17 protein-coding genes and 1 pseudogene (1 of these 18 cut by a window edge) are annotated in these 16,888 nt (G+C 68.9%); 9 read left to right on the top strand and 9 right to left on the bottom strand.

From position 1 onward, the window contains the following. The 5 genes from ACFE64_RS10855 to lptG all read left to right on the top strand — a co-directional run. On the top strand, positions 1-141 hold a 141-nt coding region (locus tag ACFE64_RS10855; RefSeq protein WP_375392478.1), incomplete at its 5' end, for an acyl carrier protein. Between the two features lie 68 nt (positions 142-209). Further along, positions 210-1,400, top strand: a complete 1,191-nt coding sequence (locus ACFE64_RS10850) for an aminotransferase class I/II-fold pyridoxal phosphate-dependent enzyme (protein WP_375392477.1) — start codon at positions 210-212, stop codon at positions 1,398-1,400. 52 nt (positions 1,401-1,452) lie between these two features. Continuing rightward, on the top strand, positions 1,453-3,384 hold the full coding sequence (locus tag ACFE64_RS10845) for an ATP-binding protein (protein WP_375392473.1): 1,932 nt from the start codon (positions 1,453-1,455) through the stop codon (positions 3,382-3,384). 79 nt (positions 3,385-3,463) lie between these two features. Next, the gene (gene lptF, locus ACFE64_RS10840) at positions 3,464-4,660 is read left to right on the top strand and encodes an LPS export ABC transporter permease LptF (RefSeq protein WP_375392472.1); all 1,197 of its coding nucleotides are present in this window, start codon (positions 3,464-3,466) and stop codon (positions 4,658-4,660) included. Positions 4,661-4,695: 35 nt separating this feature from the next. Further along, positions 4,696-5,748 (top strand): LPS export ABC transporter permease LptG, encoded by a 1,053-nt coding sequence (lptG, locus tag ACFE64_RS10835; RefSeq protein ID WP_375392476.1) that lies wholly within the window; start codon positions 4,696-4,698, stop codon positions 5,746-5,748. A 151-nt stretch (positions 5,749-5,899) separates the two neighbouring features. Here lptG and ACFE64_RS10830 read toward each other — a convergent pair whose 3' ends face one another. Then, positions 5,900-6,184 carry a hypothetical protein gene (locus ACFE64_RS10830; RefSeq protein ID WP_375392471.1) on the bottom strand — a complete coding sequence of 95 codons (285 nt, stop codon included), beginning with the start codon at positions 6,182-6,184 and terminating at the stop codon, positions 5,900-5,902. A gap of 61 nt (positions 6,185-6,245) precedes the next feature. After that, a complete protein-coding gene (locus tag ACFE64_RS10825; RefSeq protein WP_375392470.1) occupies positions 6,246-7,328 on the bottom strand; it encodes a fatty acid desaturase family protein in 1,083 nt (360 codons plus the stop codon). Between the two features lie 154 nt (positions 7,329-7,482). Between ACFE64_RS10825 and ACFE64_RS10820 the strand changes: the two genes are divergently transcribed. From ACFE64_RS10820 to ACFE64_RS10810, 3 genes are all read left to right on the top strand, one after another. Beyond that, positions 7,483-8,652: an N-acetyltransferase gene (locus tag ACFE64_RS10820; RefSeq protein WP_375392469.1), complete on the top strand. Its 1,170-nt coding sequence runs from the start codon at positions 7,483-7,485 to the stop codon at positions 8,650-8,652. Between the two features lie 24 nt (positions 8,653-8,676). Next, entirely contained in the window at positions 8,677-9,093 is a 417-nt protein-coding gene (locus ACFE64_RS10815; RefSeq protein ID WP_375392475.1) for a secondary thiamine-phosphate synthase enzyme YjbQ, read from the top strand. Between the two features lie 256 nt (positions 9,094-9,349). Continuing rightward, positions 9,350-10,009 carry a hypothetical protein gene (locus tag ACFE64_RS10810; protein WP_375392468.1) on the top strand — a complete coding sequence of 220 codons (660 nt, stop codon included), beginning with the start codon at positions 9,350-9,352 and terminating at the stop codon, positions 10,007-10,009. 126 nt (positions 10,010-10,135) lie between these two features. Here ACFE64_RS10810 and secA read toward each other — a convergent pair whose 3' ends face one another. The 4 genes from secA to ACFE64_RS10790 all read right to left on the bottom strand — a co-directional run bounded on the left by secA (position 10,136) and on the right by ACFE64_RS10790 (position 13,794). Beyond that, positions 10,136-12,877: a preprotein translocase subunit SecA gene (secA, locus tag ACFE64_RS10805; RefSeq protein ID WP_375392467.1), complete on the bottom strand. Its 2,742-nt coding sequence runs from the start codon at positions 12,875-12,877 to the stop codon at positions 10,136-10,138. Between the two features lie 76 nt (positions 12,878-12,953). Next, entirely contained in the window at positions 12,954-13,205 is a 252-nt protein-coding gene (locus ACFE64_RS10800; protein WP_375392466.1) for a hypothetical protein, read from the bottom strand. A 71-nt stretch (positions 13,206-13,276) separates the two neighbouring features. Then, a complete protein-coding gene (locus ACFE64_RS10795; protein WP_375392474.1) occupies positions 13,277-13,462 on the bottom strand; it encodes a PIN domain-containing protein in 186 nt (61 codons plus the stop codon). Between the two features lie 98 nt (positions 13,463-13,560). Next, positions 13,561-13,794, bottom strand: coding sequence for a type II toxin-antitoxin system Phd/YefM family antitoxin (locus tag ACFE64_RS10790; RefSeq protein ID WP_375392465.1), 234 nt, complete (start codon positions 13,792-13,794; stop codon positions 13,561-13,563). Between the two features lie 70 nt (positions 13,795-13,864). On the opposite strand from ACFE64_RS10790, the gene argJ reads away from it, so the two are divergent. After that, the gene (gene argJ / locus ACFE64_RS10785) at positions 13,865-15,085 is read left to right on the top strand and encodes a bifunctional glutamate N-acetyltransferase/amino-acid acetyltransferase ArgJ (protein ID WP_375392464.1); all 1,221 of its coding nucleotides are present in this window, start codon (positions 13,865-13,867) and stop codon (positions 15,083-15,085) included. 3 nt (positions 15,086-15,088) lie between these two features. Here argJ and ACFE64_RS10780 read toward each other — a convergent pair whose 3' ends face one another. The 3 genes and pseudogenes from ACFE64_RS10780 to addA all read right to left on the bottom strand — a co-directional run. Beyond that, the gene (locus ACFE64_RS10780; protein WP_375392463.1) at positions 15,089-15,352 is read right to left on the bottom strand and encodes a virulence factor; all 264 of its coding nucleotides are present in this window, start codon (positions 15,350-15,352) and stop codon (positions 15,089-15,091) included. 87 nt (positions 15,353-15,439) lie between these two features. Next, positions 15,440-15,790, bottom strand: a complete 351-nt coding sequence (gene trxA / locus ACFE64_RS10775) for a thioredoxin (RefSeq protein WP_375392462.1) — start codon at positions 15,788-15,790, stop codon at positions 15,440-15,442. Positions 15,791-15,851: 61 nt separating this feature from the next. Next, positions 15,852-16,888, bottom strand: a pseudogene (gene addA, locus ACFE64_RS10770) (double-strand break repair helicase AddA); it runs 2,473 nt beyond the window's last position.

The raw sequence follows: 16,888 nt of genomic DNA, 5'->3' as shown, positions 1-16,888 counted from the left end.
TGGGACAGCCTGACCGTGATGGATTTCGTCGCGGCGATCGAGGACGAGTTCGACATCGTCATCACCATGAACATGCAGGCCGAGATCGAGACGATCGGCCAGCTCGCCGACGCGGTGGCGACGCTGAAGGGCGATCGGTGACCGAGACGGGGCTCCAGGCGGAGCGACTGCCCGCGGACCCGCCCGCCGTCGCCCCCGAGCGCGACCTGATGAGCAAGTTCGATCCGCTCATCGCCGAACGCCGGGCGCTGATCGACACCGGCGTCACCGACCCGTTCGCGATCGTGATGGAGGAGGTCCGCTCGCCGACCGAGGCGGTGATCGCCGGGCGCGAAACGATCCTGCTCGGCACCTATAATTACATGGGGATGACCTTCGACCCCGACGTGCTCGCCGCGGGCAAGGCGGCGCTCGACGGGTTCGGTTCGGGCACCAATGGATCGCGGATGCTCAACGGCACCTTCCGCGATCACATGGCGGTCGAGCAGGCGCTGCGCGATTTCTACGGCATGGCGGGCGCGATCGTCTTCTCGACCGGCTACATGGCCAATCTCGGCATGATCTCGACGCTCGCGGGCAAGGGCGAGTATGTCATCCTCGACGCCGACAGTCATGCGTCGATCTACGACGGCTGCAAGCAGGGCTTTGCCGAGATCGTCCGCTTCCGCCACAATTCGGTGGAGGACCTCGACCGTCGTCTCGGCCGCCTGCCCCCCGAGGCCGGCAAGCTGGTGGTGCTGGAGGGCGTGTATTCGATGCTCGGCGACGTCGCGCCGCTCGCCGAGCTGGTCGCAGTGGCGAAGAAGCACGGCGCCATGGTGCTGTCCGACGAGGCGCATTCGATGGGCTTCTACGGCCCCAACGGGCGCGGCGTATACGAGGCGCAAGGCTGCGAGGGACAGGTCGACTTCGTCGTCGGCACCTTCTCCAAATCGGTCGGAACGGTGGGCGGGTTCTGCGTGTCGGATCATCCGAAGTTCGAGGCGATCCGGCTCGCCTGCCGGCCCTATATCTTCACGGCGAGCCTCCCGCCGAGCGTGGTCGCCACCGCCGCCGCGTCGATCCACAAGCTGGCGACCGCCCACGAGAAGCGCCGGCGTCTGTGGGACAATGCTCGCCATTTGCACGGTGCGTTGCAGCAGCTCGGCTTCCGGCTCGGCACCGCGACGCCGGACAGCGCGATCGTCGCGGTGATCCTGGAGGATCAGCAGCAGGCCGTGGCGATGTGGCAGGCGCTGCTGGACGGCGGCGTCTACGTCAACATGGCGCGGCCACCCGCGACCCCGGCGGGCACCTTCCTGCTGCGCTGCTCGCTCTGCGCCGAGCACCGGCCGGAGCAGCTCGACCGCGTCGCCGCGCTGTTCGCGGCCGTGGGGCGGAGCGTGGGCGCGATCGGCTGAAAAGCCCCGCGCCCGCTGTTCCGTTAACCGGTCTTGCGGTATGGGCGGCGGCGTGAGCGGGGAAGCGGCCCAAGCGACCGTGCCGGTGAGCGGCGCGCGCTGGCGCGTCATCACGCTGGTGGTGATGGCGGTCGCGGTCGCGGCCGTGCTCGCCGCGCTGATGCTCACGCTGGCGGGCGCCAATCGCGAGCGGGACCGCGCACTGGCGTTGCAGAAACATAGCTATGACGTGATGATCCTCGCCCGGACGCTGTCGGGAACGATGGCGCGGGCGGAGGCGTCGCTCGGCCGCTACGTCATCGCCGGCGATCAAGAGCAGCGCCTCGGCCAGATCTTTGTCGACCGTTGGGAGCGCGCCGGCGTGCAGCTCGACCAGCTGGACCGGATCACGGGCGACGATCAGCAGCGCACCATTGATCGGCTCCGCGCCGCGTATCGGGCGCGCGGGGACGAGCTGGACATGATCGCGCTGTCGACCCGCTACGGCAAGAACAGCCAGGCGCTCGCGCGCTTCTACCACGCCCGTCAGACCCCCTCGCTGACGGCGATCGATCGCAACCTGCGCGCGATCATGGTGCAGGAGCGCCGGCTGCTCGACGCGCGCGCGACGGCGGCCATGGCCAGCATCGGTCGCTCCAGCCAGGTCGCCGAGGTGCTCACCGGCTTTGGCGCCGTGCTGGTGCTCGGTGCAGTGGCGCTGGGCTGGATCACGGTGCGCAGCCTTGCCGAGACGGCGATGGCGGCGGCGACGGCGGCCGCGGCCGAGGCGCGCGCCGAGGAGCTGGCGCGCGCGGTCGCGGACGCGACGGCCGAGCTCCGCGTCCAGGAGGCACGGCTGCGGCAGGTGCAGAAGATGGACGCGGTCGGTCAACTGACCGGCGGCATCGCGCATGATTTCAATAACATGCTCGCCGTCGTGAGCGGCGGGCTGGAGCTGGCGGCGCGCAGCCTGCCGGCCAATCCCACCGCCGCGCGCCGGCATATCGACAGCGCCGGCGAGGGCGCGGCGCGCGCCGCCGAGCTGACCCGGCGTCTGCTCGCCTTCAGCCGCGAGGACCAGCTCAAACCCGAGCCGATCCGGGTCGGCGCGCTCGTCGCGGGAATGCGCGACCTGCTCGACCGCACGCTTGGCGACGGCGTGACCGTGGCGATGGCCGACACCGCCGACGGCTGGTGCGTGCGCGCCGACAAGGTGCAGCTGGAGAATGCGATCCTCAATCTCGCGGTCAACGCGCGCGACGCGATGGACGGGCGCGGCGAGCTCTCCATCGCGACCGGCGCGGTACGGCTGGCGGGCGGCGAGGTCGGCGAGCTGCCGGCGGGGGACTACGTCGCGGTGTCCGTCACCGACACCGGTTGCGGCATGACGCCAGAGGTGGCCGAACGCGTGTTCGAGCCCTTCTTCACCACCAAGGCGGTGGGCAAGGGCACCGGGCTCGGGCTGTCGCAGATCTTCGCCTTCGCCGGCCAGCATGGCGGCGCGATCGGCATCCGCACCGCGCCCGGCCAAGGCACGACCGTCACGCTGCACCTGCCGCGCGACCTGAACGACGCGACCGCGACGGCGCGCCCCGAGCTCGCGAGCATCGCCGTCACGGCGCCCGTCGGATTGTCGGTGCTGGTGGTGGAAGACGACCCGCGCGTGCTGGCCGCTACCGTCGCGGCGCTGGAGGAACTGGGGCACCGGCCGGTCGCCTGCGACGACCCCCTCGCCGCGCCCGCGCTGCTCGACGCGGCGGGGAGCACGGACCTGATCGTGTCGGACGTGCTGATGCCACGCCAGACCGGGCCCGAGATGGTCGCCGCCCTCGCCCAACGCTGGCCGGACCTGCCCGTGCTGTTCGTCACCGGCTTCGCGGGCGAGACCAGCGCGGCGGGGCTCGGCGGCCGCCCGGTGCTGCGCAAGCCCTTCACGCTCGCCGCGCTGGAACAGGCGATCGCCGAGCTGGTCCCGGCCGCGCCGGAGCAGATCGCCGCCGAGTGATGCTGCGGGCGGACAGGAATTGTCGTGACGCCCGTTGCGCCGCCCTCTACAGCCCGCACGACGCCCGCCGGACCCGCCCATGCCTTCCATCGACCGCTACATGGCCCGGCTGATCGCGGTGCCGCTGATCTCCACGCTGGTCATTGCGATCATGCTGTTCGTGCTCGACCGGATGCTGCGCCTGTTCGACTTCGTGGCGACCGAGGGCGGCCCGGTCAGCGTCGTGTGGCGGATGCTCGCGAACCTGCTGCCCGAATATCTCGGCCTCGGCATCCCGATCGGGCTGATGCTCGGCATCCTGCTCGCCTTCCGCCGGCTCGCCACGTCGAGCGAGCTGGACGTGATGCGCGGGGTCGGCATGAGCTACGCGCGGCTGCTGCGCGTACCCTATATGTACGCGGTCGTGCTGGCGGCGCTGAACCTGGCGATCGTCGGCTATATCCAGCCGCGCGCGCGCTATAACTACGAGGGCCTGCGCTTCGAGCTGCGCACCGGCGCGCTGGGCGCCTCGATCAAGGTCGGCGAGTTCGCCCAGTTCGGCTCGAAGATGACGATGCGCATCGAGCAGAGCCGCCAGCGCGGCCGTCATCTGGAGGGCATCTTCGTCCACCAGCAATCCGCGCCCGACACCTGGGTGTCCGTCACCGCGCAGGGGGGCGAGTTCCTCGCGACGGACGATCCCGACACCATCATCTTCCGCCTGACCAACGGCACGCTGGTCCACGACAATCCGACGTTCCGTACGCCGCGCGTGCTGAGCTTCACCTCGCACGACCTGCCCATTCCGCTGCCCAAATATGAGAGTTTCCGCACCCGCGGCGGCCGCAACGTCGAGTGGACGCTGCCCGAGCTGGCGCGCCTCGGGCATCACGCCGCCACCCGCGCCGAGCGGCTGCAGACGCGCGCCGAGTTCCATTTCCGGCTGGCGGAGGTCGCGTCCATGTTCCTGCTGCCGCTGCTCGCGCTGGCGCTGGGGGTGCCGCCCAAGCGCTCCACCTCGTCGCTCGGCGTATTCCTGTCGGTGGTGATGATCGTTACCTATCACAAGATCAACCAGTATGCGGCCGACTTCGGCGAGCTTGGCAGGGTCGATCCGCTGATCGCGCTGTGGGTGCCGTTCTGCCTGTTCGCGGCGCTGGTGCTCTGGCTGTTCTACCAGATCGCCTATGTGCCGGGCGGCCAGCCGATCGGCGCGCTGGAGCGCGCATTCGGCGGTCTCGGCAAGCGGCTGCGCCGGCTGCTGCCGGTCGCGGCGAGGCGGGAGGCGACCGCGTGACCAGCTTCTTCCCGTCGCGCACGGTGGCCATCTACATGGCGCGGATGTTCGTCGGGCGCAGCTTCGGCATCCTGGCGCTGCTCGTCATCATCCTCCAGGCGCTCGATCTCCTGACCGAATCCGCCAAGATCCTCGCGGTGCCCGGCAACGGGCAGGCGCAGGTGTGGACCTATGTGTCGCTGCGCGCGCCGCAGCTGATCGCGCGGTTCGTGCCCTTTGCGGTGCTGCTCGGCACGATCCTGACGCTGCTGCAGATGAACCAGAATTCCGAAGTGGTGGCGTTGAAGGGTGCGGGGCTGTCGGCGCACCAGGTGCTGGCGCCGCTGATCCTGGCCAGCCTGGGCATCGCCGCGCTGTCGTTCGCGTTCAACGACCGGGTCGTCTCCCACGCCACCGCCGCGCTCGATCGCTGGCAGAAGGTGGATTATGCGCGGCTGCCGCCCGATCGCGGCGACCGCAGCAACGTCTGGGTACGTGACGGTGACGATCTGATCGAGGTCGATCGGGCGAGCGGGCGCGGCGACGCGGTGCGGCTCCATAGCGTGACGCTGTACGACCGCACCGGCGGCAATCTCGTCGCGATCGTCCGGGCGCCTGCGGGTCGCCGGGAGGGCGACGGCTGGCGCATCGGCCCGGCGACGCGCTTCGACGTGGCCGGCGGCCAGGTGACCGCGCTCGGCGGGGTGCTGGTCGCGCGCGGGGTCAGGCCGGACCAGTTCACGCTGGGATCGGTCGACGCCGACGGCCTGTCCTTCGGCGGCCTGCGCGCGGCGATCTCCGACCTCGCGGATGCGGGCCGCCCGACCAAGTCGCTGGAAGGGACATTGTGGCACAAGCTGTCCGGACCGCTCTCGGCCGTGCTGATGCCGTTGCTCGGCGCGGTCGCCGCGTTCGGCCTCGCGCGCTCGGGCCAGCTGTTCGTGCGGGCGGTGATCGGCATGGCGCTGGGCTTCGCCTATTTCGTCGCCGACAATTTCGCGCTGGCGATGGGCAATCTCGGCGCCTACCCGCCCTTCCTCGCCGCATGGGCGCCGTTCCTGCTGTTCTTCCTGATCGGCGAGGCGGTGCTGATCCGCTCGGAGGAATAAGCGAGCTACGGATGGCGATTCGTTGTCGGCTCGCTGATTGCCCGGTAGACGCCCGCCAGCGGAGCAACAAATGCCCGAGCGGCTTCACGGGCCTGTTGACGCAAATAGGCTCGGTCCAAAGCGAAGGAACCATTGCGCCGCCGGGAGTCGCTCATTTTCGCTGAACCTCCTCAATCAACCCACGTACCAATTTGATCGCTTCGATTAGCAAAAACAAGCTGAATAGCGAAAGATCCAATCCGAAGAGGCCGATCTCGAACCACTCAGCCGTTGCAGTAAACCAAAGCGGTCGAAAGCCAAGATACTCGATTCCTCTCACCAGCAGCCCCAGCGCCACTGCCACGCACATGATGACGGCGAACCCGAACGCCCCGATTACCACCTGAATGACGAAATCCGCGATCGGCTTCAGTGCCGATGGAAGTTTGATGGTCACGCTGCGCTCCCCGCGAGCCACTAGATCGCAGGGGACGCTCAGGCGCAAGCAGAGCTGCGGATCACCGCGCTTGGACCGTGCTCCGCGCGATCTTGCCGACCAGATAAGGCAGCCCGGTATAGCTCGCCTTGTGGAACGGCGAGCCAGCCTCCAGCGCCCTCGACAGCCGCCGGTGCGCCTCGCCGAGCGCATGATAGGGCAGGCCGGGCAGCAGGTGGTGCAGCGCGTGGTAGCGCAGCCCGACCGGCGCCCACAGCATTGGCAGCAGCGCGGGCGGCGGCACGTTGACCGAGTCCAGATACTGGGCCGTCACGCTCATCGGCTCGCCGTCATTCTCCCAGAGATGCGCGACCAGCGTGCGCACCTGATTGGTCACGGCGACCAGCGAGGCGATGGCGAAGCCGATCGCGAACGCGCGCAAGGGGATCACGCCCGTGGCGACCAGCGCGACCAGCGTCAGCGCCCAAAGGCTGGCCGCCGTCTCCACGCGGTCCCAGTAGCGTTTCACCTCGCCCTCGGGCGCGCGACGGCGGAACTGCGGGTTGATCGCCAGCGCCGAATAGCGCTCGACTACCGCCCGGCGCAGCGTCCGTGACACCAGCGACAGCGGCGCGAGCAGGCCATAGCGGAGCAGCAGGCCGAGCGGCGCCAGCGCCGAGACCAGCACGAACAGCGGCAACGTCCACGGCTTCATCAGCGCCAGCGGGAGATATTCGGGGTCCTCGGCGGTGCCGTAGCGCGTCTTGGCATGGTGGAGGGTGTGGACGCCCTCATACATGAACGAGGGGATCAGCATCGGCACGCCGACCGCCGCATTCCAACCGTTCCGGAAGCCGCGCATGGCGGCATGTTTCATGTGACTGACTTCGTGGATGAAGCTCATCGCGCGATACAGCGCCAGGACGGCAACCACGCCCGCCGCGAGCATCAGCGCCGTCGAGGACGCCACCACGGCCACGATCAGCGCGGCATAGCCGAGCACGGCCGACGCCAGCATGTCCGCCCAGTAGAGCACGGGCCGGGGCGCGACGAGATCGCGCGTCAGCTCGGCGGCCGCGCGCAGCATCGCCTTGTCGTCACCCGCCTTGGCTGCGGTCGCCAGCGGCCGCGCCGGCGCGCGGGCCTCGAGGGTGATCGTGCTCATCGATGCCGCCATTCGCCGAACATAGTGGCGGGAGCGTGGCCTTCCAATACACCTAGTCAGGGTGGGCTTGTCCCGGCATCCATGCTCGCGCAAAGGACGGCCGTCAGTCCGCACACCTGACGTGGATGCCGGCACACGGCCGGCATGACGAAGGATGCCCATGCCCCTCACCATCCGCCCGATCTCGACCAAGGCCGAGCGCAAGACGTTCGTCGACTTCCCCTTCCGCCTCTACAAGGACGACCCGAACTGGGTGCCGCCGCTCAAGGGCGAGGCGCTGGGGCTCATCACGCCGGCGAAGAACGGCTGGTACAGCCATGCCAAGGCGCAGCTGTTCCTGGCCGAGGAGGAGGGGCGCCCAGAAGGTAAGAAGGTCGTCGGGCGCATCTCCGCGCACGTCGACACGCTGGCGCTGACCATGCCCGCCGTGCAGGGCTTCGGCCCCGGCGTCGGCCAATGGGGGCTGATGGAGGCGGAGCGCGAGGACGTGTTCGCCGCGCTGATCGCCGCCGCCGAGAGCTGGCTGAAGACGCAGGGCATGAGCCGCGCGCTCGGCCCGATCTCGCAGTCGATCTGGGAGGAGCCGGGGCTGCTGACCCAGGGTTTCGATCACCCGCCGACGATCATGATGGGCCATGCCCGCCCGGAATATCAGGGCTGGATCGAACGCGCCGGCTATGCCGAGGTCAAGCAGCTCTACACTTACGACCTCGACATCACCCAGGAGTTCCCGCCGATCGTCAAGCGGATCATCCGCTCCGGCGAAGCGAACCCGCGCATCCGCGTGCGCGAGGTCGACAAGCGCAGGTTCGACGAGGAGGCGGCGATCATCCTCGGCATCCTCAACGACGCGTGGAGCGACAATTGGGGCTTCGTCCCCCTCACCCCGCCCGAGATCAAGGACGTCGGCGTCAAGCTGAAGCCGATCGTGTTCAACGACCTGATCCGCATCGCCGAACTGGACGGCAAGCCGGTCGCGTTCATGATCACGCTTCCCGACCTCAACGAGGCGATCAAGCCCCTCAACGGCTCGCTGCTGCCGTTCGGCTGGGCGAAGCTGCTGCTGTGGCTGCGCGCGCCCAAGGTGCGGACGATGCGCGTACCGCTGATGGGCGTGGTGAAGGAGCTGCAATCCTCGCGCCTGGCCTCGCAGCTCGCCTTCATGATGATCGAGTACATCCGCCAGGCGTCGATCGAGCGCTACGCCGCCAGCCGCGGCGAGATCGGCTGGATCCTCGAGGACAATCAGGGGATGCGCTCGATTGCGGAAACCATCCAGAGCCGCGTCAACAAGACCTACGTCATCTACGGCAAGGACCTCTAGGCGCGACGCAGGCGTTCGCCCGTGATGCGCCAGGTCCTGCACCAGCTCGCGATCGACACGCCCGGCCAGCGGCTGCACGAGATCACCGCGGCCGTCGCGGACTGGCTGGGCGGACAGGGCATGGCCGAGGGGCTGCTGACCCTGTTCTGTCGCCACACGTCGGCGTCGCTGCTGATCCAGGAAAACGCGGCGCCGGCCGTCCGCCGCGACCTGCAGCGCTGGATCGCCCGCCTCGCGCCCGAGAGCGACGTGTATGAGCATGACGACGAGGGAGCGGACGACATGCCCGCGCACCTGCGCACGGTGCTGACCGGGGTGAACCTCGCCATCCCGCTGATTGGTGGCCGACTGGCGCTGGGCACGTGGCAGGGCATCTACCTGTTCGAGCACCGCCGCCGCCCCCACCGCCGGACGATCGCGCTGCACCTGCTCGGCGATTGACCGCCGGCTCGACAGCGTGGTCGCGCACACGGATGCCGGTCAGCGGGTTCCGGATGTCCGCAATGGCGCCTGGCGCTTGGCGCTTGGCGCTTGGCGCTTGGCGCTTGGCGCTTGGCGCTGCTGAAGGCAGCATCAAAGGACTGAAAACAAGGCCGGAATACGGGTCGGGAGCCAATCCGTTCATCGCCCGTTCCACACGGGTCGGCTACGCGGTCCCTCGGATCGCGGTATCCCGCCGCGAACGGAGATGACGATCATGTCCCAGTCCATGGGTCGCAAGCTGATGCTTGCTGGCGCCGCGTCCGCGGCCCTGCTGCTCGGCGCGTGCGCGACCGAGACCACTTACCACCCCGCCACCGGCCGCGGCTTCGACCGCACCGGCTTCAGCGAACGCCAGGTCGAGCAAAATCGCTTCCTGGTCAGCTTCGCCGGCAACAGCTCGACGCCGCGCGACACGGTCGAGCGTTACCTGCTGTTCCGCGCTGCCGAGATCACCCTGCAGCAGGGGGGCGATTATTTCGTGATGGCCAATCGCGACACCGACCTGCAGTCGCGCACCTACACCACGCCCGGCTTCGGCCCGGGTTGGGGCTATGGTGGCTTCGGCGGCTATTGGGGTCCGTCCTGGCGCTATTACGGCCGCGGGCGCGGCTTCGGCTATGGCGGCGGCTTCGGCTGGAGCCCGTGGTACGGCGGCGGCTTCGGCGCCTTCAACGATTTCGACGTGGAGACGGTACAGCGCTATGAGGCGACGGCCGAGATCGTGGTCGGCCGCGGGCCCATCCCGCGCGAGAACGTCCGCGCCTTCAACGCGCACGACGTCGTCAGCCGCATCGGCCCGACCATCGTCCTGCCGGGTCAGGAGCGCGACGGTCGCCGGGGCGACGGCCCGCCCCCGCCGCCGCGGACCTATTGAACGGGACGGGTTTGACCCTCGCTCATCGGTGACGAATGAGGCCGGGTACCGCGAGGTACCCGGCCTTTTTCATGTCTGTCTTGTGAATGCCCGCCGCGGCGAAGCCCGTCGTCGAACGTAGCTTCGCTACGCCGTCACCGAGCCATGGCAATGCTTGTATTTCCGCCCCGAACCGCAGGGACACGGGGCGTTGCGGCTCACGCGCCCTTCCCAATGCTCGGGATTGTCGCCAAGGTCGGCCGCCTCCGGCCGCACCATCTGCAACGGCGGCAGCTGCGTCTGCACCAGCCCGCGTGCGCCCGCGTCCAGGTCGCGCGTGTCGTCCTCGCCCGTGAACGGGTCGAAATGCGTGGTGATGAAGTCGGGCAGCTTGGGCAGCGTCGGCAGCGGCTCCATCCGGAACTGCGCGTGCGCGATCGTCCGGGTCACGTCCTCGCGGATATTGTCCAGCATGCGCTGGAACAGCGCGAACGCCTCCTGCTTGTACTCGTTGATCGGCGTCTTCTGGGCGTAGGCGCGCAGGTGGACGACCTGGCGCAGCGCGTCGAGCGTCGACAGATGCTCCTTCCAGTGATGGTCCAGGTTCTGGAGCAGGATCGATTTCTCGACCGAAACCCAGGTGTCCGGCTCCAGCTCCTGCGATTTCGCCGCGATCGCCGCGTCGGCGGCCTCGCGCACCCGCGCCTCGACCAGCTCGGGATCGATCGCCTCCTCCTTCAGCCAGTCGTCGACCGGCGGCTCCAGATTGAGCGTCGCGGCGAGCCGCTCCTTCATCCCCGCCACGTTCCACTGCTCGGGATAGGAGTTGGGCGGGCAGGCCTCGCCGACGATGCCGTTCACCGTCTCGGCGCGCATGTCCGCCACCACCTCGTCGACCGCGTCGGCGTCCATGATGTCGGCGCGCTGCTCGTAGATCACCTTGCGCTGATCGTTCATCACGTCGTCATATTCGACGACCTGCTTGCGGATGTCGTAGTTGCGCGCCTCGACCTTCTTCTGCGCGGTCTCGATCGCCTTGGTCAGCCATTTCGAGCCGATTGCCTCGCCGTCCTCCATGTTGGAGCGCATCATGCGCGCGAACAGCGTGTCAGGGCCGAAGATGCGGAGCAGGTCGTCGTCGAGCGACAGATAGAAGCGGCTCAGCCCCGGATCGCCCTGCCGCCCCGACCGACCGCGCAGCTGGTTGTCGATGCGCCGGCTCTCGTGCCGCTCGGTGCCGAGCACGAACAGCCCGCCCGCCTCCAGCACGGCCGCCTTCTCCGCCACGATCTCGGCGCGGATGCGCTCGATCGCCGCCTCGCGCTCGGGACCGTCGGGCAGGTGCGTGAGCTCGTCGTTGATCCGGAACTCGAGATTGCCGCCGAGCTGGATGTCGGTGCCGCGGCCGGCCATGTTGGTGGCGATCGTCACCACCGACTTGCGCCCCGCCTGCGCGACGATATGCGCCTCCATCTCGTGCTGACGGGCATTGAGCACCGAGTGGGCGACGCCCTCCTGGGTCAGGAACTCGCTCAGCAGCTCCGATTTCTCGATCGAGACGGTGCCGACCAGCACCGGCTGGCCTTTTTCGGCGTGCAGCTTGATCTTCTTGGCGATGGCGGCGAACTTGTCCTGCGTGTCCTTGTAGAACTCGTCCTCCTCGTCCTCGCGCCTCACCGGCACGTTGGTCGGGATCGAGACGACGTTCATCTTGTAGATGTCGTAGAACTCCGCCGCCTCGGTCGCGGCGGTGCCGGTCATGCCGGAGAGCTTGGGATACATGCGGAAATAGTTCTGGAAGGTGATCGAGGCCATGGTCTGGTTCTCGGGCTCGATCTGGACGCCCTCCTTGGCCTCCACCGCCTGGTGCAGGCCGTCGGACCAGCGCCGGCCGTCCATCATGCGGCCGGTGAACTCGTCGATGATGATGACCTTGCCGTCCTTGACGATATAGTCGGTGTCGCGCTTGAACATCACGTTGGCGCGCAGCGCCTGGTTCAGGTGGTGCACCACCTGCGTGTTCTCGAAATCGTAGAGGTTCTGGCCCTCCAGCAGGCCCGCGCCCTCCAGCATCCGCTCGATCTTCTCCGTCCCGTCCTCGGTCAGGATGATCGTCTTCTGTTTCTCGTCCTTCTCGTAATCGTCGGGCGACAGCTGCTTCACGACCGCATCGACCTGCATGTACAGCTCGGACTTGTCGTCGGTGGGGCCGCTGATGATGAGCGGCGTGCGCGCCTCGTCGATCAGCACCGAATCGACCTCGTCGACGATCGCCATCGCGAACGGCCGCTGCACCATCGAGGCGCGATCATATTTCATGTTGTCGCGCAGATAGTCGAAGCCGAACTCGTTGTTCGTGCCGTAGGTGATGTCGGCAGCATAGGCGGCGCGGCGCTGCTCGTCGGTGAGGTTCGGGACGATGACGCCGACCGTCATGCCGAGGAAGCGGTAGACCTGCCCCATCCACTCGGCATCGCGCGCGGCGAGATAGTCGTTGACGGTGATGACGTGGACGCCGTCGCCGGGCAGCGCGTTGAGATAGACCGCGAGCGTCGCGACCAGGGTCTTGCCTTCGCCGGTGCGCATCTCGGCGATCTCGCCGCGGTGGAGAACGATGCCGCCGACCATCTGCACGTCGTAATGCCGCTGGCCGAGCACACGCCGCGCCGCCTCGCGGACGGTGGCGAACGCCTCCGGGAGCAGGTCGTCCAGCTTGGTCCCGTTCGCCAGCCGTTCGCGGAACGTCGGGGTCTGGGCGGCGAGCTCCTGGTCCGACATCGCCTGCAGCGCGGGCTCGAAGCCGGCGATCTTCACCAGCAGGGGGTTGAGCGACTTGACGTAACGGTCGTTGGACGAACCGAAAATGGATTTGGCGAGGCCGCCGAGCATGGGCGTGGTCCTGTACGGGAGAGCGCGCGCCGGCACGGGCGCGCGAGAAATGGGGAGAGCGGGAGGGCGACCGCCGCTATTCGCGGCGACGGCTCAGGAACAGCGGCGCCGCGGGCGCGAGGCGCCAGGCGACGCCGATGACGGCGCCGAGCGTCGCCAGCCGCGGCAAGACGATCGCCGGCCGCGCCGCTGCTCGCACCACCGCCCGGCTGGTATGTGCCGCGACGGCCGGCTGCGTCACCGCCACCGCCGGCTGCGCTGCCCGCACGCCCGCCCCCACGCCGGTCAGCGCAGACAGCAGGGCCGAGAGCAGGAGCAGCAGGTTCACGCGGGGGGACATAGGATGCGTGCCCCGCCGCGTCCAGCGCCGGGCATCGCGGGGCGGTGCTTGCTTCGCGATCACCACAGCGACCTCACCGGATATCGCCGCATGGTCGCATCCGCCGTGACGAGCGTCAGATCGGCTTGAAGAGCGTGTGCCAGCAGCATCCGGTCGACCGGGTCGCCGTGAAGTTGGGGCAGTTGCTCGGCCAGTCTCCACAGCGCGGCGGGCGCGTCCAGCAGGGTGATGTCCAGCGCATCGATCTCCCCGGAGCGCCGAGTGCCCAGACCAGCACACGCGCATCAAGCAGGATCGCCAAGTTTCCGCCTATGACGCTCGTCGGAATCGGTCCGGTCCGCCTTCAGCGCGCGAACGCTGAGATCGATTCCGGCAAAGGCTTCCTCGAACATGCCAGCGCCTGGCGTCGCTTCTCAGCCTGTCGAGCTCTGGCGATGTCCGAGGCCTGTGAAACAGGCGTCAGCCGCACCTGCGGCGTCCCTGCCTTATCCAGCACCACTTCTTCGCCCCGCACCGCGGCCGCGACCAGTTCGGACAATCGCGTCTTCGCGTCACCGATGTTGACGTGGATGGTCACGCGATGTGGCTGACTTGGCCAAGCTGCTTGGTCAAGTTGCCTATGGACAGGACGGCGGTAAGGCGGGGTCATGACCACCTCCCCGCTCGCCCTGCCCTTCCCCGACCTGCCGCCAGTGTCCGGCGTGATGCTGCGCGTCGCACGCGCGCATTACAAGGCGTGGGATCGCTGCGATCTCACCTTCGCGGAGCTCACGCCGGGAACCATCGTCGCCGGGGTGCTCACCCAGAGCCGCTGTCCGTCGCCCGAGGTGGAGTGGTGCCGTCAGGCGCTGGTGCTCGGCCGGGCGCGCGCGCTGGTGGTCAATGCGGGCAACTCGAACGCCTTTACGGGCAAACGCGGTCGCGCGGCGGTGGAGGCGATCGCGGCGCGCGTGGCGGTGCAGCTGGGCTGCCAGCCGTCGGACGTGTTCGTCGCCTCGACCGGCGTGATCGGCGTGCCGCTGCCGATCGACAAGGCCGAGGCGGGGCTCGACGCCGCCTTCGTCGCCGCGCCATGCGGCTGGCGCGAGGCGGCCGACGCGATCGGCACGACCGACACCTTCCCCAAGGGCGCAACGACCACCGCCATGGTCGACGGGCGCACGGTGACGCTGGTCGGGATCATCAAGGGCTCGGGGATGATCGCGCCGGACATGGCGACGATGCTCGGTTTCGTCTTCACCGACGTCGCGTGCGAGCCCGCCTTCCTCCAGGCCGCGCTCGCTGCCGCCAACGCGCGGAGCTTTTCCTGCATCACGGTCGACGGCGACACCTCGACCAGCGACACCGTGCTCGCCTTCGCGACGGGCGCGGCGGGCAACGCGCCGCTTGTCGATCACGACTGCCCCGGGGCGGACGCCTTCCGCGCGGCGCTCGCCGATCTCTGCCGGCAGCTCGCGCTGCTGGTGGTGCGCGACGGCGAGGGCGCGTCCAAGCTGATCGAGGTGCAGGTCACCGGCGCCGAGAGCGACCGCTCGGCGCACGTGATCGCGATGAGCATCGCCAACTCGCCCTTGGTCAAGACCGCGATCGCCGGCGGCGACGCCAATTGGGGCCGCGTGGTGATGGCGGTCGGCAAGGCCGGCGAGCCCGCCGAGCGCGACAGGCTGAGCATCCGTTTCGGGAACACCCAGGTCGCGCGCGACGGCTTAGCGGTCGAGGGCTATGACGAGACGCCGGTCAGCGCGCATCTCGCTGGCCAGGAGGTCGAAATCGGCGTCGAGCTGGGCCTGGGAGACGGCCGCGCGACCGTCTGGACCTGCGACCTGACGCACGGCTACATCTCGATCAACGCGGATTACCGGAGCTGACGTTTAACGTAGTGCCGGCGAGAGATCGTTGTTCTCTTCGATGCGGAGCATGCGAATGTCCGTCACCGAAGGGCTGAACCACGGGTAAACGCGATTCAGTTCCTGAACGGCCAAGACGCAATCAACAGCCGTCGTGCCATCGTTGCCAAAATAGGTTGAGCCTTGTTGCCGCTCGAACCCACGCCGATTGAGCACGTCACCCACGTCTCTATAAGCATTGCGCCAAGACGGGTTGGGATACATCTGCTCCAGCATCGACACATCCAAGTCAAAGACGATAGCGTACATACGCCCCCCGCCCATGGACTGGCGCGAGCTGGAACTATTATGTCCGAGGCCAGTCATGCGCCCCCTTTACCCTGCTGAAGCGGCTGTTGTCGAAGACCCTAGTGCCCCCTCCAGCCACGCCTTGATCCGCCCCTTCGGCTCCGCGCCGACCTTGGTCGCCGCCGGTGCGCCGCCCTTGAACAGGATCATCGTCGGGATGCCGCGCACGCCGTAGCTGCCCGGCGCCTCGGGGTTTTCGTCGATATTGATCTTGGCGATTGTCACCTGTTCGCCCAGCTCTTCGCTGATCTCCTCCAGCGACGGGCCGATCATCTTGCACGGGCCGCACCATTCGGCCCAGAAATCGACCAGCACCGGCTTGTCGGACTGGAGCACGTCGGCCTGAAAGCTGGCATCGGTGACCTTCTTGGTGGGCATGGGACAGTCTCCTTTCCGGATGATGTAGGCGCGAACCCATGTCCTTCCAACGGTTCGTCGCCTAGCTTTGCTCCCCGGCGCGCAAGCCGGGCTTGTGGCGCTCCAGCAGGTCGGGAGGCAGGTCGAACAGCGTCGGCCCGCCGGTATAGAGCAGCGCCGCCGCGACCGGCCGGTCGGGAAAGATCGCGCGCAGCGCCGCGGCATAGGCGGCCATCTGGCGCAGGTGATAGTCGGGCACCTCGGCCAGCGTCGCGGGCGCGCGCCGCCCGGTCTTGAAGTCCACGATCCGCACGCGCGCGGGCGTCACCAGCAGCCGGTCGACCGTGCCCGCCACCACCAGGCCCCCACCTCTGCCGGCGCCGATCACCGCCGTCACCGGTGCCTCCGCGAGCGAGTCCGGGCCGAACAGGTCCGCGAACGCGGGCGCGCCGACGATCGCGCAGACGCTGCCCGCGATGTCCGCGCGCGCGGCCGCGTCGCTCACCCCGCCGCTGTCGCGCAGCCAGCGTTCCGCCGCCTCGCGCCGCCGGTCCGGCGCGACCGCGGGCAGGCGCTGGAACAGGGCGTGGAGCAGCCGTCCGCGCTCGGCGGCGGCGCGGGTCGCGGCGCTCGGCGGCGGGTCCGCCACCGCATCGTCGCCCAAGGCCGAAGGGGCGAGCGGGCGCGGCGGGCGCTGCTCCTGCGGGGCGGGTTCGCGTGCCCAGGCGGGGAGCGCCGCGACCGGCTCCGCCGCCGCGTCCGCATCCGGCCGCGTCGCGACGGGATCGCCGCCGGCGAACACCCGCTCGCCCGGCCCCGCGGCCACGCCCAGCACATCCATCGCCCGCGCCGCCACGGCATGCCAGCTGAGCGGCGGCGACACGCCCCTGGCGCGGACGCCCAACGCCCCGGCGATCACCAGCCGCTCCTCCGCGCGCGTCGCGGCGACGTAGAACAGCCGCCAATGCTCCTGCAGTTCCCGCTCCTCGACCGCCGCGATGGCCGCATCCATCGGGCCGCCCCGCTCGGCCGCGCGCGGGCGGAACACTGGCACCGGCGGCCGGTCCGGATCATAGGACCAGTTCACCACCGATCGCGGCGACTGGGTCGGATCCACGC

Origin of the sequence: uncultured Sphingomonas sp., from assembly GCF_964250165.1 — a bacterium.
Lineage (GTDB): Bacteria > Pseudomonadota > Alphaproteobacteria > Sphingomonadales > Sphingomonadaceae > Sphingomonas.
Note: the sequence above shows the minus strand (reverse complement) of the source record. Positions and strands in the feature narration are given on the sequence as shown.

Coding starts and splice junctions, on each gene's coding strand:
- trxA (WP_375392462.1), bottom strand. CDS start 15,790: ATGCCCACCAAGAAGGTCACCGATGCCAGCTTTCAGGCCGACGTGCTC.
- secA (WP_375392467.1), bottom strand. CDS start 12,877: ATGCTCGGCGGCCTCGCCAAATCCATTTTCGGTTCGTCCAACGACCGT.
- ACFE64_RS10820 (WP_375392469.1), top strand. CDS start 7,483: ATGCCCATGCCCCTCACCATCCGCCCGATCTCGACCAAGGCCGAGCGC.
- ACFE64_RS10810 (WP_375392468.1), top strand. CDS start 9,350: ATGTCCCAGTCCATGGGTCGCAAGCTGATGCTTGCTGGCGCCGCGTCC.
- ACFE64_RS10850 (WP_375392477.1), top strand. CDS start 210: ATGAGCAAGTTCGATCCGCTCATCGCCGAACGCCGGGCGCTGATCGAC.
- ACFE64_RS10815 (WP_375392475.1), top strand. CDS start 8,677: ATGCGCCAGGTCCTGCACCAGCTCGCGATCGACACGCCCGGCCAGCGG.
- argJ (WP_375392464.1), top strand. CDS start 13,865: ATGACCACCTCCCCGCTCGCCCTGCCCTTCCCCGACCTGCCGCCAGTG.
- lptG (WP_375392476.1), top strand. CDS start 4,696: ATGGCGCGGATGTTCGTCGGGCGCAGCTTCGGCATCCTGGCGCTGCTC.
- lptF (WP_375392472.1), top strand. CDS start 3,464: ATGCCTTCCATCGACCGCTACATGGCCCGGCTGATCGCGGTGCCGCTG.
- ACFE64_RS10825 (WP_375392470.1), bottom strand. CDS start 7,328: ATGAGCACGATCACCCTCGAGGCCCGCGCGCCGGCGCGGCCGCTGGCG.